Annotated in this window: 13 protein-coding genes and 1 other RNA gene; 5 read left to right on the forward strand and 9 right to left on the reverse strand. The window is 46.9% G+C overall.

The genetic code is table 11. The features are described from left to right. Positions 1 to 58: 58 nt before the first annotated feature. Positions 59 to 520, reverse strand: coding sequence for a relaxase/mobilization nuclease domain-containing protein (locus tag ACMP1L_RS08935; RefSeq protein ID WP_418452744.1), 462 nt, complete (start codon positions 518 to 520; stop codon positions 59 to 61). Then, positions 511 to 783: a plasmid mobilization protein gene (locus ACMP1L_RS08940; RefSeq protein WP_418452745.1), complete on the reverse strand. Its 273-nt coding sequence runs from the start codon at positions 781 to 783 to the stop codon at positions 511 to 513. The genes ACMP1L_RS08935 and ACMP1L_RS08940 overlap by 10 nt, the downstream gene beginning before the upstream one ends. 273 nt (positions 784 to 1,056) lie before the next feature. Between ACMP1L_RS08940 and ACMP1L_RS08945 the strand changes: the two genes are divergently transcribed. Next, positions 1,057 to 1,260 carry a hypothetical protein gene (locus tag ACMP1L_RS08945; RefSeq protein WP_418452747.1) on the forward strand — a complete coding sequence of 68 codons (204 nt, stop codon included), beginning with the start codon at positions 1,057 to 1,059 and terminating at the stop codon, positions 1,258 to 1,260. Between the two features lie 15 nt (positions 1,261 to 1,275). Continuing rightward, the gene (locus tag ACMP1L_RS08950) at positions 1,276 to 2,427 is read left to right on the forward strand and encodes a tyrosine-type recombinase/integrase (RefSeq protein ID WP_418452748.1); all 1,152 of its coding nucleotides are present in this window, start codon (positions 1,276 to 1,278) and stop codon (positions 2,425 to 2,427) included. A gap of 239 nt (positions 2,428 to 2,666) precedes the next feature. Here ACMP1L_RS08950 and ACMP1L_RS08955 read toward each other — a convergent pair whose 3' ends face one another. The 3 genes from ACMP1L_RS08955 to ssrS all read right to left on the reverse strand — a co-directional run bounded on the left by ACMP1L_RS08955 (position 2,667) and on the right by ssrS (position 6,517). Next, positions 2,667 to 4,925, reverse strand: coding sequence for a SpoIID/LytB domain-containing protein (locus tag ACMP1L_RS08955; RefSeq protein ID WP_177304690.1), 2,259 nt, complete (start codon positions 4,923 to 4,925; stop codon positions 2,667 to 2,669). Between the two features lie 8 nt (positions 4,926 to 4,933). After that, positions 4,934 to 6,169: an AI-2E family transporter gene (locus ACMP1L_RS08960; protein ID WP_418452750.1), complete on the reverse strand. Its 1,236-nt coding sequence runs from the start codon at positions 6,167 to 6,169 to the stop codon at positions 4,934 to 4,936. A gap of 170 nt (positions 6,170 to 6,339) precedes the next feature. Further along, positions 6,340 to 6,517, reverse strand: a non-coding RNA gene (gene ssrS / locus ACMP1L_RS08965) — 6S RNA. Between the two features lie 181 nt (positions 6,518 to 6,698). Here ssrS and ACMP1L_RS08970 point away from each other — a divergent pair. After that, positions 6,699 to 7,634: a radical SAM protein gene (locus tag ACMP1L_RS08970; RefSeq protein ID WP_418452751.1), complete on the forward strand. Its 936-nt coding sequence runs from the start codon at positions 6,699 to 6,701 to the stop codon at positions 7,632 to 7,634. A gap of 578 nt (positions 7,635 to 8,212) precedes the next feature. Here ACMP1L_RS08970 and ACMP1L_RS08975 read toward each other — a convergent pair. From ACMP1L_RS08975 to ACMP1L_RS08990, 4 genes are all read right to left on the reverse strand, one after another. Next, positions 8,213 to 8,995: an N-acetylmuramoyl-L-alanine amidase gene (locus ACMP1L_RS08975; RefSeq protein WP_418452753.1), complete on the reverse strand. Its 783-nt coding sequence runs from the start codon at positions 8,993 to 8,995 to the stop codon at positions 8,213 to 8,215. Positions 8,996 to 9,109: 114 nt separating this feature from the next. After that, entirely contained in the window at positions 9,110 to 9,547 is a 438-nt protein-coding gene (locus tag ACMP1L_RS08980; protein ID WP_118732708.1) for an Lrp/AsnC family transcriptional regulator, read from the reverse strand. 273 nt (positions 9,548 to 9,820) lie between these two features. Further along, positions 9,821 to 10,738, reverse strand: coding sequence for a CPBP family intramembrane glutamic endopeptidase (locus ACMP1L_RS08985; RefSeq protein WP_418452754.1), 918 nt, complete (start codon positions 10,736 to 10,738; stop codon positions 9,821 to 9,823). 4 nt (positions 10,739 to 10,742) lie between these two features. Next, positions 10,743 to 12,845, reverse strand: coding sequence for an elongation factor G (locus tag ACMP1L_RS08990; RefSeq protein ID WP_418452755.1), 2,103 nt, complete (start codon positions 12,843 to 12,845; stop codon positions 10,743 to 10,745). Between the two features lie 202 nt (positions 12,846 to 13,047). Here ACMP1L_RS08990 and ACMP1L_RS08995 point away from each other — a divergent pair, with 202 nt between their 5' ends. Beyond that, positions 13,048 to 14,148 carry a prephenate dehydrogenase/arogenate dehydrogenase family protein gene (locus tag ACMP1L_RS08995; protein ID WP_418452757.1) on the forward strand — a complete coding sequence of 367 codons (1,101 nt, stop codon included), beginning with the start codon at positions 13,048 to 13,050 and terminating at the stop codon, positions 14,146 to 14,148. A 62-nt stretch (positions 14,149 to 14,210) separates the two neighbouring features. Beyond that, positions 14,211 to 15,485 (forward strand): 3-phosphoshikimate 1-carboxyvinyltransferase, encoded by a 1,275-nt coding sequence (aroA, locus tag ACMP1L_RS09000; protein WP_418452758.1) that lies wholly within the window; start codon positions 14,211 to 14,213, stop codon positions 15,483 to 15,485. The last annotated feature ends 41 nt before the right edge of the window (positions 15,486 to 15,526 follow it).

Here is a 15,526-nt window from a genome sequence, read left to right on the forward strand (position 1 = left end):
ATATCACACCATTTTTTCTTAGTATTCTATCATATTTTTTTGATTTTAATGGTGTATCTTAGTATTTTTCAACGTATTTTATCAATCTATATAATTCGCCTCGATTCCATCGTATCTTTTTCCCTGTAATAAAATTCACTGTGTTCACTACAAAATGAATATGATAATTATCTGTATTTTCATGCAACGCAAAAATAATCTGATACTCTCCGCCAAAGAATTTTGCAATCTCATACCCAATATGTCGAAGTTCTCCTAAGGAATACATTTTCTCCTCATCAAACGATACCCAAAAATGAAGCGCCTGCTTTCCTTTTGTATTTCGATACGCTTGTTTTACTGCATGAAATTGCCTTACAGCCATCGCTTTATCACTTGTACTAACCCCTATGCCACCATAGATTCTGCTAGGCGTTTTTTCGTCAGACATAATATAATAGATTAAGTTTTCTACCGCATTCTCATTGCAATACAATTTCAGTTTTCCTTGTTTTCTCTTCCTAAAATTAACTAACGCCATTTTATTTCTCCCAACACCAAACCAGTTTTTTGAATATATTCTTTTTTATTTAATTCTCCATCCCGTAATTGATTTAATAAACCTTGCAATCTGCATAAATACGCTATTTCACGTTTTGGCTGTTTCAAAATACAACTTGATATAATGAAATCTCCCATTGACATCTCGCTTCTTTCTGCGTATTCTTTTAACTTCTTTTTCTCATCATTTGTACATCTAAAAGATACATTTACACTCTTAATTTCCTTCTTTGATTCGCTCATAGTAGCACCTCATTTCTTTTACATAACAGGAATAGCAATTTGTATACATCTGCTATTTTATCTTCCTTACCACTCCGTTCTCTGCCAAATAAAAAAACATACGTCTTTCTCATTAATGAATTTATATATGGATATCCACACTCCTGTAATCAATCAGAAAGGAGTACCGATAACTATGAAACTGCTTCAATACTTATGTAATACAAAATGCTATGCGTATTTATCAAAAATTGTTTTATATACTATTTTCTCGAACAAAGGAGGTCAGACAAAATGAAAGTTCGCACACCTCTTGAAGTTCCATTAAATGAAAAACGCCTGCTTAGTATAGAAGAATTTCAGACCTATACTGGTCTTGGAAAAAACAAGGCGTTAGAGCTTGCCAAAAAAGCAAAGTGCCGTTTTGATTGTGACAGTCGCCGTCTGTTATTCGACCGCGTTCAGTTTGATAAATGGTGCGAGAATAATTGCTATTAGAAAGGAGAAGACAGGATGGCAGTTGATAAAAATGGAAAGAAATTGCCACGCGGAATTACCTACCGCAAATCAGAAGACCGCTATATGGGACGATTCATGTACCATGGTGAATCATTCAGCGTGTACGGAAAAGACAAGAAAGAAACTATGAAAAAATTAGAACAACTGAAATATGAAGTAGAACATAAAATCTATTTCAAAGAAACGGATGTTACCGTCAATACATGGTTTGACACATGGTTAAAGGTATATAAAACGTCCTCTGTTAAGGCGGGAACGCTTGAGCTATATGCTCTATGCTACCATCGCTATATTGAGCCTAAATTTGGAAATAGACGCCTTAGAGATATACGAAATGACCAGATACAGGAGTTTTATAATTCCATGGGAGAAACGTATTCCCGCAATACTTTAGAACTATGCAGAGCTGTTTTAAACGGCATGTATACAGTTGCCGTAAGAAATGAAATGCTACAAAAAAATCCAGTCTCCAATGCCGTTTTACCCAAAGATTCCCGCCAACATTCTGTAAAAGCCCTCACTCTTTCTGAACAGAAAATCTTTCTGGAATATGCCAAAGGGAGCATATACTACCCCATGTATGAAGTTGCATTGTTTACAGGAATGCGAAGTGGTGAGCTACGCGGTCTGCAATGGAGTGACATTGATTTCACCAATAATATTATCCATGTAACACATAGCCTGCTTTATCTGAACCACAGTTATTGTCTGGGCGCAACAAAGACCGAAAGCAGTGTACGCGATATTCCCATGCTTGATAATGTAAAGACCATTCTGAAAGAGCTACGCGCCAAACGCTTCTCCAACTGTCAGCAAAATGGTATCATCACGTTCAGAAACGATGAATTTGCAAATCTGGTATTTACAAACCCTAGCGGAAATCCAATTAACCGTGACAGATTTAAAATAGAACTCAATCACGTTGTTGCACAGATTCAAAAAGAGCACAAAGACTTTCCGCATGTTACACCTCATATGTTCCGACACACCTTTGCCACTCGCAGTCTTGAAACGGGAATTCCTCCAAAAGTCCTGCAAACACTCATGGGACATCATAGCTTAACTACGACGATGGAAACCTACGTTCATGTTCTTCCGAACACCAAAGCGGAGGAAATAAAAAAGCTGTGTTCATTGCTTTCCTAGTCCGATTTTGTGTCAATTTTGTGTCAGCACGGCTTTTTACTTAACCTTATGCAATGAATTGCAACTCATAAAACATGCGATTTTCCTGATAAAATAAGGCTTTTCGCAAAAAAATACCCCGCCTGCCGACAAGGTCAGCAGACAAGGTATTAAAAAGGGGAGGATAAGTATTTCTCTTTTCTTTGGTACTACTCCTATTATGTCCTCCCGTTCTTTCTTTATACATTTCAGGAAAATATTTATTCCTTTTCTTCGATGGTCACGCCATCATAAAAATATTTCAGGATTTCTTCATACCCCATACCGGCTTTGGCCATGCCCTGGGCACCGTTCTGGCTCATACCTACACCATGCCCGTAGCCACCGCCGTAAACACGAAACTGCACCACCCCCTGTTCATCCGTTCCTGTTTCTTCTATAGCGAGGAAACCACTTGGAAGCAGAGACCAGCCGTCCGAGGTTTTGCCATCCATAAGGGTCAGAGTGAGAGAGGCATCTCCCAGCGCGCTGCGGATGGCATTCTGACCCGATATTGTGGTTTCTCCCTCACTTCCCTTTACAAGAAGTTTCATGGCTACACCGCCCGGCCCGCGCTCTGTCACAGAAACACCGGTTATCTTTCCAACCCCGCCCACATGGGACGCAATGATGGTTCCGTTGGTTTTGAAATTCCAACGATAGAGCGGATAAGAAGCATCATATGCAGGAAAATTCTTTTTTTTGATGAACGAAGCAAAGGCCTCCTCACTGGCAAAGCTTAACCGGCTTCTTGCCGTCTGCAGACTCAGACAGCGCAGATACGGCGTATCTTCCGGATCACTGTCCCAGATAGCTGCGTTGGTGGTAGTACCGCAGGATGTGGAAAAATAATAGGCTGTGATCGGATTCTCGTTATAATACAGCATTTTTCCATAGGTTTCCTGCACGGCCTGGGCCGTTTTCTCGTCCGGGTCTACGTTATTATAAACCTGAAACTGGGTGCTGTCATCAATCTGCGCGCCATATTCGCTGTAGCTGTTGCTCCTGCTCTGCATAAACGCGTATGTCCTGGCGCAGACTGCCTGAGCTTTCAGGGCTTCCTTTTCGTAGCTGGATGGCATCTCACTGGGAATTACCTTCTTTAAATACTCTTCCATATCAATCTCATTCACAAGCACCAGGCCGTTTTCCGTATCCAGAATTTCCAGACGTCCGCCATAGGACGGAGTTCCCTGCGCCCTGACCAGACTGTTAACCGTCAGCTCGCTGCCATCCTGCGGCTCCAGGATCAGACGCTCGCTGCAGGTGCCGTCCCCGCTGGTCACAGAAATCACACTTGCCGGATCCAGCATGGTTTCAGAATCTCCCTGAATCTTTTTGATGCTTCCCGGACAGGTGATCTCGATTTTTTCATGATAACGGCTCTCAAAACCATTTCCCATGATCAGAACGCGAATCCGGTCTGCAGCATCCTCCCGTTCTTTTATCGCCGCACAGATTTTCCCCTTTGCCACGATGAATTCCTGGTTTTCACTTCCCACCAGAATATCCGAAAGCTGCTGCCGTTTTACATCCCCGTAAGTCTTTAATACCTTATATTCCGTATCCAGCGGTACAGTTCCATAGCCTTCCAGTTCAATGGATCCCGCCTGAACAGAAAGGACTTTTCCGCTGATCCGCTCTTTCTTTACGGAAACCTTTGTGATTTTTCCGTGGTCCATGGTCAGATCTGCCAGATTCCCGATCAGCTCAACCGTTTTTTTATAATTTTTCCGAAACGGGATCCTGCGCTGAATATCTCCAATATATACCATCAGCCCCTGGCTGTCCCCATCCAGGATCCACACATTCCGGTACAGGGTATTCTGTCCTTTATCTTTCTGCACATGGATCAGTTCGCCGTCCCGCAGCAATACGGACAGCTCATGATCTACATAGGAATCCAGTGACAGACCATAGAATGTGAGAGTACCCAGGCTGGTGTACGCAGTCCATGCCGGACAGCCCTGAATGTTTTCCGGAGTTCCGTATATACACACGGTTTCCGTATGTACCGCACCCTCCCGGTCTGCTTCCTTTAACAGCGAATCATATAGAAGCCACCAGTCCTCCGCGGGATATGCCTTCTCCCCGTTCCGACGATTTGCCAGAACAAGCCGTTTCAGATTTCCGGACAACTGCTCAGCGATCCGAGCCGCCTCACGATAGGTCAGAAATCCTTCGGCATGTTCCCGGTCGGCCGGAGTTTCTGCTTCGTCCAGATAGTCATTTTCATACAAATAATCCAGATAGGGAACATACCATTCTCCTACTTCATCTGCCGCAAAGCGGGATGCCCCATACGTTTTTTCCCAGGCATTTAACTCTTCCGGTGATAAAAGAGCAAGGGCGACTGACTTTGCAGCCGCCGCCCTGGTAATTCCTGATTTTTCCGGTTCAAAGATCAGGATCACCAGAATAAGCGTCAGGACGATCACCGGAATTCCGAGAATCCACCGGATCATATTCCATTTTTTCATAAATTCCTCTATTTTTTCATATAAGTCTGTTCTGTCTCATCGATATAATCCAGCCTGTCATATGAATCAAGGCTGTCTGACAGTGCTTTTTTCCCAAGCTTCCACGTTGTAAACTCTGTTACCAGGCGATAGATGACCGCAAACGTCGGAACCGCAATGATCATTCCCACAAAGCCCATAAGTCCGCCAAACAGCAGGATGGAAAACAGCACCCAGAAGCTGGAAAGACCGGTCGAATCTCCGAGGATCTTCGGGCCAAGAATGTTTCCGTCAAACTGCTGCAGAAGGAGTATAAAAATCAGGAAATACAGGCACTTCATTGGGTCTGACAGCAGGATCAGGAATGCACTCGGGATTGCTCCGATAAACGGACCGAAAAACGGGATCACATTGGTCACACCTACGATGACACTGACCAGCAGCACATACGGCATATTCGCAAAACCAAGCAGCACAAAACAGATCAGGCCGATAATCAGGGAATCCAGCAGTTTTCCAATGATGAATCCGCCAAACACCTGATGCACATACCGGCCTTCCTCGATCACTTTGTTTGCGATCTTTAACGGGAATAGACCGTAAATGATCATTTTGGCCTGAGCCAGCAGTTTCTCTTTCATATTCAGCAGATAGACCATAACGATCAGACCGATAAGAATATCAAACACGGCCCGTACCACCAGTACCACTCCGCTGGATACGCTTCCAATGATCCGGTAAATGTTCGGTACCACTACATTTGTCAGCCAGTTCTGCAGATAATCTGCTGCTGCGCCATAATGCTGCATGACCTGTTGCTCCAGATCCGGATTGTCTGCCAGAACCTTTTCCAGCCAGATTTCCAGATTGTTGATGCTGGCCGGCAGGGTTTCCATAACACCGCGAATGCTGTTGATCAACTGCGGAATCAGCATGGAAATGAGGCCGACCACCACAGCTACCAGCAAAAACAAGCTTGCCAGCGTACCCAAAAAACCTCCCAGCCGTTTCCGGCCTTCTTCCTGTGTAATGATCTTTTCTGTCATTTTCATGACGGCTGCCTGTACCCGGTTATACACAGGATTCAGCAGATAGGCAAAGACAGCGCCGTAAATCACGGGTGCAAGAATATTCGCGATTTTTGCTCCCAGCGCTGCCACCAGAGACCAGCGCATGACCACAAACACTGCCGCGACCAGAAGCAGCAGCACGGTCAGAGCTGTCACACCCCAGTATATGTAGGTGCGGTACTTATCATTCTTCATGTTCATTGATCCTTTCATGGAATATGATTCCCAGAACATGCATGGTTTAATCACAATGGATAACTATGCATAGTATTTATAGTTTATCACACCGCAATATAAAGATAAAGTTAATAAATCATAAAATAACACAATAAAAGCAGCGGGTTCTCCGCTGCTCTTTTCTCTTTTGTAATCCCGAATGTGCCGTTCTTACTTATTGACGCCTAGCGAAGCTAGGTGGGCAACCGCACGCTGGTTTCTGCCTTCCACTCGATGGAGGCCTGACATCTGCCGGCAGATATAGGAATCCCTTAGTCAGTAATGTAGGTTCAAAATGGGTAAGGTTGTCGAACACTTCAGGAATTACTTGCTGTCTTGTTTGTTCTGAACTGATTATACAACATGTAGTGTTCTTTTTCAAGTTCCTTTTCGAAACATCCTCGAGTTTCCAGTTCATCTGCACTTTCTTGCTTTTTCCCGCAGATTCTTGTATACTGAAAACCGCATTCATTATATCACTTATCCTATTCCAGATTGGAGCACCATCATGCCAGACCAGACTTTATCCTATTTTCAGAAACAGATTCACCATTGCCAGCTCTGCCCACGCATGTGCGGCATTGACCGCAGCATTCAGAGAGGTTTCTGCCAGGCTCCGTCCGGTGTAGTGGCTGCCAGGGCCGCACTGCACTACTGGGAAGAACCCTGCATCAGCGGCACCCGGGGAAGCGGCACCGTATTTTTCAGCGGATGTACCCTGCGCTGCTGCTTCTGCCAGAATCACAAGATCAGCCGCGACCTATACGGCAAAACACTGACTGCACGTGAGCTGGCCAATGTCTTTTTGCGCCTTCAGGATCAGGGTGCCAACAACATAAGCCTGGTAACCGCCACCCATTTTCTGCCCTGGATCATCCCGGCACTGGATCTTGTCAAAGACCGGCTGAGCATTCCTGTTGTCTACAACTGCGGCGGTTATGAACGGACGGAAACGATCGAGGCGCTGAAGGATTATGTGGATATCTGGCTTCCGGATCTCAAATACGAAAACTCTGAACTGTCTGCGCGCTACTCCCAAGCTCCTTTCTATTTTCAGGCTGCCGCGAAAGCAATTGCGCAGATGATCCGCCAGACCGGGAACCCGCACCTCAAAAAGATACCCGGAGAAGCAGCCCCGGTCATGGACCGCGGAGTCATCATCCGGCATCTGGTTCTTCCCGGCAGTAAGGATGACTCCATCCGGCTGATGCACTGGATCGCAGAGCAGCTGCCAAAGGACAGCTTTTATATCAGCCTCATGAGCCAGTATACCCCCTATGAACAGAATCCGCAGTTTCCGGAACTGAACCGCCGCATCACCAGCTACGAATACCAGAAGGTTGTGGATACTGCCCTGGATCTTGGACTCACACAGGGATTTATGCAGAAAAAAAGCAGCGCCAGAGAAGAATATACACCGGCCTTTGATCTGGAAGGCCTGTAATATCCTGCGTAGCTGCGCTGCCGGACACGTTGTTTCAGACATGATTTAAGCGGATACCAAAGGTTTACATCTTTGATATCCGCTTTTAATTCACTTCGTCCACTGGACTGTACCTCACTTTTTCGGTTTATACGTTCCCTTATTCAGTTTTTGTTTTCTCTGACCTTCTGACTGTTTCTTATCTGATGTTTGTTTCTTATTTTCTTCCTGTCCGATTCTGAAATCTATCACCCTAACTGCACTTTCTCGTCATACAGCTAAAACAATTCTTTTCAGTTTTTAACAGGTTTCTCAAATGAAGTTTGTCAGGTTTCGTTCTGGTCTGTTGGAAAACTTTTAAATACTGCTAAACTATTTCGGTGGTCCGTACCTCCTTTTCTTAGATTTTTGAAATCCGTTTCGTTTCCGGATTTCTGATCTGGAGTTTTCTGCTCCTTTTTGTTTCTCTTTCTTTGTTGTCTTTATAATAGCAGATTGTTTCTGATATGTCAATATGTTTTTGCATTTTTTATTAGTTTTATCTATTTATTTTGATTATTTTGTGTATTATTTTTAATTTGTTTGATTATTTTAAATTATTAATACACTGCTGCTTCCTGCACCATCAGCGTGGGATAACCGGCTGCCCGCAAGGTCTTTTCCATCCAGGCTGCATTATCCAGATTTAAGTAAGCCCCCACCCGTACCTTATACAGGCCATCCTGGTAGACAAGAAATGCCGGATAACCGGCTGCCTGAAGCTGGCTGAGAAGTCCCTGCGCCAGATCCTTATCCGCGTATGCCCCAACCTGGATCTGATAATACTCCGGCTGCCCCTCCGGACTTCGCAGTGTATTCAGAATCCCGTCAGCGATGGCCCGGGCCGTGTGCTCAAACTGCGCATCAAACCGCTGGTTATCTTCCGGATTGTCCAGAAAACCAACCTCCACCAGAACTGCAGGCATTTCTGTTTTTCGCAGGACAATGAGTCCGGGCCGTTCTGTGGTCCCCAGGTCATTCCACCCCGCCTGCCCAAGCTCAGCATTGATGTTTGAAGCCAATTGCTCTGCCTCCCCGCCACGCGAAAAGATCAGGCTTTCTGTGCCGGAGGCAGTTCCCGGAACCGGCATGGCATTCCGGTGGAAAGAAACAAAATAATCTGCCTCCCAGTTATTCGCCATCTGTGCTTTCTGAAGTGGACTCTGGTACACATCCTGCACCCTGGTATAGCCCACATCTACACCATCCTCACTCAAAATCTGTCCGACTGCCAGCGCCATCCGCAGATTATCATTTTTTTCCTGTCTTCCCTGGTAAACCGCACCCGGATCTGTTGTCCCGCCATGACCGGCATCCAAAATCACTTTCTTTGTCTCTGCCAAAATAAAAAACTTCCTTTTCCTACTGTTCTCTTAATACAATATGAAAAGGAAGTTTCTCTGGTGTCGCAATGCAGCACGGTTCCCGCCTGCAGCTTTTGCCGGAAGCTTTTCAGGCTACTCTTCTACGTCCACCCCGCGCGGGCCAACATGAGTGGAAAATACAATCTGGGTACTGGTCTTGCCAAATTTCTGCAGCTGACCAATGAAAATATCCAGCTCCATGGTACTCTGGAAGGCTACTTTCAGCAGCATTGAATAGTCTCCGGTCACACAGTTGCACTCAAGTACATTGGGAATGCTTTCCGCATATGCATAAAACTTCGGCTTATCCTCCGGTGTCACATCCAGATTGATAAAGGCAATGATATGATATCCAAGCCTAATGGGATCTACCTGGGCATGATAGCCTGCGATCACGCCATCCTTCTCCAATTTCTCAATGCGGGCTGACACAGCCGGAGAAGAAAGAAAGGTATTCTCTGCCATGGTCTTTAATGAAATGCGCGCATTATCCTGCAAAAGCTTTAATATTTTTCTGTCGATGTCATCCATAATTCTATATCTCCTCTCCATATGAAAAAGAATGTGCTTTGGCACATTCTCGCGCCGAGGCGCGGTTGCTTCGGCAACCATCTACCTCTGCGCCGAGTGCGCTTCCTCGCGGAGCATTTTTATATGATAGGACGCAATTTCCTATCATATAAAAAAGGCGCCCGAACCCTCTGTTCGAACGCCTTTGCTCTTAACACTTAATCTTGTAATGTATCATACCCTTTTCTAATCTGCTTGTCAATAAAAAAATTTAAGAAAGAAAGCTCTTACGCTTCAGCCAATTACAAACAGCAAAACACACCCGGCCAGAAATCCCCAGAAGCCCGGTGTTTTCAGAAGGATCACTGCGATCGGTTTCTCCTGATAAACCCAGCCGGAAAACCATGGAATCTTTCGGTAATGGGAGGCAAGAATGATCACTGCGATCACCATGCTGACATAGGCAAAGATATTGATACAGCCATATCCGATCAGAGCAAGGATATTTCCACTATCCATTCCATGAGACATCATAATCGGCAGTACTCCGCCCATCAGGTTGATCAGCATATGCAGCATGATGTTATAGCGGATTCTTCCGGTGCTGCTGTAGAGCCATGCAAAAACCATACCCAGAAGCAGCGCATAAAAAAACTGATAAAAATTTCCGTGAAACAGTGCAAAAAACAGACCGGAAAGGATTACGGCAGTCTTCTGTCCGTATGGTACGAGACGGTCGATCAGATATTTTCGAAACACAAGCTCTTCCATCACGGGCGCGATCAGCACCGTTGTCAGAAAGATCATACCCATATCCATCTGCTCAATCGCTTCTGCTACCGGATTCCCATACGCTGTTCCTCTGAGGATTCCCACTGCCTCCATCAAAAGGCCGCCGATCATATTTCCAAGATAGGTAAGGCCATAGCAAAAAACCAGCATGCCCAGAAACTGACCTAACCGTATTTTCTTTTTCTCCTTCATTTCGCAGGACGGAATCCGTCCCATCAGCCAGGCAAACAACGGGAAAGCGACACCGTACATAGCAAATTCTGACACCAGAAGAGCCGCACGCGTAAGCGCACGGCTCTCTCCAAAGATCAGAATAAGCGGCTTAAGCAGCGCGCCAAGAAGAAGCGGCGCTGCGGTAGAAACCGCCAGGAATGTGGTATACGCCCAGCATATCCTGGATATCTGTCTTCTGGTTTCCATAGGATTATACGTCCAGCGTGTCGATCTTGGCTGCTCTGGCCTCGACTTCCTTCTTCTGGATGTCGCCAGGAGCCTGCTCATAGCGGCTGAACTCGTACTCATATAAGCCGATACCGCCGGTCATGGAGCGAAGATCCGTATTATAGCCAAACAGTTCAGACATCGGGATGTCAGCTTCGATCACCTGTTTGCCGTGGTGATCGGAGTTCATACCGAGAACACGTCCTCTTCTGCGGTTTAAGTCACCCATAACGTCACCGGTAAATTTATCCGGAACGGTTACCTTCAGGGAAGCAATCGGCTCTAAGAGAACCGGATTTGCCTCCATAAAGCCTTTCTTGAAGGCCATCATGGCAGCGGTCTTGAAGGCCATCTCGGAGGAATCCACCGGATGATAGGAACCATCCACGAGGGTAGCCTTGACACCGACTACCGGATATGCAGCCAGCGGACCCTTTACACAGCTTTCCGCCACACCTTTTTCGACTGCCGGGAAGTAGTTCTTCGGAACAGCACCGCCGAACACCTTCTCCTCGAATACATATGGATGCTCCAGATCTCCAGACGGTTCAAAGATCATCTTAACATCGCCGTACTGACCATGGCCGCCTGACTGTTTCTTATATTTGCCCTGAACCTCAACTTTCTTTCTTAAGGTTTCGCGGAATGCAAATTTCGGCTTGCTGAGCTCGATCTCCACTTTGTAACGGCCAAGGAGCTTGCGGACTACCACCTCTAACTGCTGGTCACCGATGCCGTATAACAGAAGCTGACGGTTTTCTTTGTCATTTACAGATTTTAAGGTTAAATCCTCTTCCATCAGTTTTGCCAGTGCGCTGGAAACCTTATCCTCATCACCCTTGGTTACGGTCTTATAGCGCATATAAGTATACGGAGTAGAGGTCTGCGGTTTGTGGTATACGATCGGTGCGGAACGCAGGGCAATGGTATCACCGGTCTGGGTTACACCGAGCTTTGCTACAGCACCGATATCGCCTGCGCGCAGCTCCGGAACCTCAATGGTATCCTTACCGCGCAGCAGATACAGCTTACCAACTTTCTCCTCCGTGTCCTTGTTGACATTGTAGATGGTGCTGTCCGGTTTTAAGATACCGGTGCAGACCTTCATAAGAGAGTATTTGCCGATAAATGGATCTACGATGGTCTTGAATACTCTTGCGGATAAGGAAACCTGGTCGTTGTATTTGGCAGTGAAGCGCTCACCGGTGGAGACGTCAACACCGATACACTCAAACTTGTCCGGAGTCGGAAGGTAACGGTCAATGACCTGTAAAAGGGTCTTGAAGCCCTGGCAGTTTGCGCCGGAACCCATCAGGACCGGAACAATGGAGCCATCTATAACATGTTCCCGCAGAGCGCCCTGGATTTCTTCCAGTGTAAACTCCTCGCCGGAGAAATAACGCTCCATGTACTCCTCACTGGTCTCTGCCACTGCCTCTAAGAGAGCATCTCTGGCAATGCCCAGGTTTTTCTGGGAGTAGTCAGGAATCTCGCATTCTTCGTAATCACTCAGATTGGTGAAACGTCTGCCGGCCATCTTGACAACGTTTACATATCCGACAAACTTTTCATTTTCACGGATCGGGAGCTGGAACGGAGCAATACATCTGCCGAACCGTCTCTCTAATTTCAGTACAAGCTCTCTGAAGCTTGCGTGGTCGTCGTCCATGTTGGTGACAAAAATGATGCGCGGCAATTTGAGCTTATCGCACAGCTCCCATGCCTTTTCCGTGCCGACCTCGATGCCTGCCTTGCAGTTTACAACAATGATCGCCGCATCAGCCACACTGACTGCTTCTTCTACTTCACCGACAAAGTCAAAGTAACCCGGGGTGTCCAGGATGTTGATCTTCATCATGCCTTCATCGCCCTGATACTCGATCGGGATCAGTGACGTGGAGATGGAAAACTGACGTTTGATTTCTTCCTTGTCATAGTCGCTGATGGTGTTACCGTCAACAACCTTGCCCATGCGCTTGGTGACTCCGGTTACCAGGGCAAGCGCTTCTGCAACCGTCGTCTTGCCGGCCCCGCCGTGACCAAGTAAAACGACGTTTCGGATCTGTTTCGTACCATAAACGTTCATATAATTCCCTCCTGTACATCAAATTTAGTCTATAACGATATTCTACTAAAAAAGTTCGAAAATTTCAAGTAGGATATACGATTTGCACAAATTATTTTATAACACTATCATGATTTAAAGCAATAAAGCATTGACAACATTTTCAGATTATCATAGAATAGCTGTTAGTATTAAAAGTAACCTATGACAGGAGAATTCTGAAATGAAAGACACCACATTTGGTTTTATCGGTCTGGGCCTGATCGGCGGATCTATTGCCAGAGGCATCAAGCGTGCCTGCCCGGCCGCCCGGATCATGGCATATATGCGCACCCGCGCAAAGCTGGAACAGGCAAAAGAAGACGGGATCGTCGATGTAATCCTGGACGGCATCGGGGAACCTCTGCTGGAATGTGATATCATATTTTTATGCACTCCGGTAGAGTACAATGCCCAGTACCTGACACAGATCCGCCCATTCTTAAAGCCGGGTGCCCTGATCACCGATGTCGGTTCCACCAAGGAAGATATCCACCGTGTCGTTACCACGCTTCACATGGAGAAATTTTTCGTGGGCGGACATCCCATGGCAGGTTCTGAAAAAACCGGTTATGAAAACTCGACCGATCATCTTCTTGAAAATGCCTACTACATTGTGACACCGACCGCAAAGACAAAGCAGGAAGATGCCGACCGGCTGGTTGAAATTGCCAGATCCATCAGCTCCATCCCCATCGTTCTGGATTATCATGAGCATGACCGGATCGTGGCTGCCATCAGCCATCTGCCTCACCTGATCGCTTCCAGCCTGGTAAACCTCGTAAAGGATTCCGACAATCAGAACGAGCTCATGAAACGTCTGGCCGCAGGCGGTTTTAAGGATATCACCCGCATTGCATCCTCCTCGCCGGAGATGTGGGAGCAGATCTGCATGACCAATACCGGCAACATCATCGATATGATGGAACACTATATTGCTTCCTTAACCCAGATCCTGGACTCTTTAAAGCAGCACCGCGGAGATGACATCTATGAGCTTTTTGATACCTCCCGCACATACCGTAACTCCATCTCGGAAAGCAGGAAGGGATCCGTCACCCCGGAGTATTCCTTTACCGTAGATATCGTCGACGAGCCAGGTGCAATCTCTACGCTGTCCTGTATCTTAAGCGCCCGCGGCATCAGCATCGGCAACATCGGCATCAACCATAACCGGGAGCAGGGCGAGGGTGCCTTAAAGATTGTTTTCTATAACAAGGAGTCCATGGAACAGGCATGGGCGCAGCTGAAAAAATATAATTACGAACTGATTCCGAAGCACTAGCATGCCTTCCTGGCTTTCCGGCATGCTTCCCGGCTTTGATCAGAGAAACGGAGCTTATTCTCATGAAATTTAACCCACTTAGCGGATTGCGTGGAGAAGTCACCATCCCTGGTGACAAATCCATCTCACACCGCAGTGTTATGTTTGGCTCCCTGGCAAAGGGAACCACAAAGATCACCGGCTTTCTGCAGGGTGCAGACTGCCTCTCCACCATCTCCTGTTTCCGGAAGATGGGCATTTCCATCGAAAATCTTGAAGATACCGTTTTGGTACACGGTAACGGTCTTCATGGCTTAAAAAAGCCGGACAGTGTGCTTGACTGCGGCAACAGCGGCACCACCACCCGGCTGATTTCCGGTATTCTCTCCGCCCAGAATTTTTCCGTGACCCTCACCGGAGACGCCTCTATCCAGAAGCGCCCCATGAAGCGCATCATGGATCCCTTAAGTCAGATGGGCGCAGACATCACCAGTGTAAACGGCAACGGCTGTGCACCCCTTGCAATCAACGGACGGACACTGCATGGAATCCATTACCAGTCTCCGGTGGCATCTGCCCAGGTAAAATCGGCCATTCTCCTGGCAGGGCTTTACGCGGAAGACGAAACAAAAGTAACAGAGCCTTCCCTCTCCCGCAACCACACCGAGCTGATGCTAAAAGAATTCGGTGCTGATGTCCGCACAGAAAAAACCACTGCCATTATACGACCGGCCGAAGAACTGTTTGCAAAGGAGATTGCCGTTCCGGGTGATATTTCCTCGGCTGCTTTTTTCCTGGCCGCCGGACTGATGATCCCCCATTCTGAGCTCCTCATAAAAAATGTAGGCATCAATCCGACCCGCGACGGTATGATCCATGTCTGCCGGGCCATGGGCGGTGATCTGACCCTCTTAAATGTCCGCATGACCGGCGAGCCGGTAGCCGACATTCTGGTCCGCACCAGCAGTCTGCACGCCACCGACATCCACGGCGACATCATACCGACCCTGATCGATGAGCTCCCGATGATCGCAGCCATGGCCTGCTTTGCAGAGGGTGACACCATCATCCGTGACGCAGCTGAATTGAAGGTCAAGGAGTCCAATCGTATTGCCGTTATGGCAGAAAACTTAAGTGCCATGGGCGCTGATGTAGAAGAGACCGTGGACGGCATGATCATCCACGGCGGCAAACCGCTCCACGGCGCCACCATCGACAGTCACCTCGACCACCGCATTGCCATGACCTTTGCCATCACCGCCGCCCTGGCTGAGGGCGAGACGGAGATCCTCGGTGCCGAATGCGTCAACATCTCCTATCCTGACTTCTACCAAGACTTAAATAAACTAGCTCAATAATTTTAGCCAGAAATATACAGTCAAAAATTATCCCGGCATAT

Origin of the sequence: Ventrimonas sp., from assembly GCF_048380235.1 — a bacterium.
GTDB lineage: Bacteria > Bacillota > Clostridia > Lachnospirales > Lachnospiraceae > Brotaphodocola.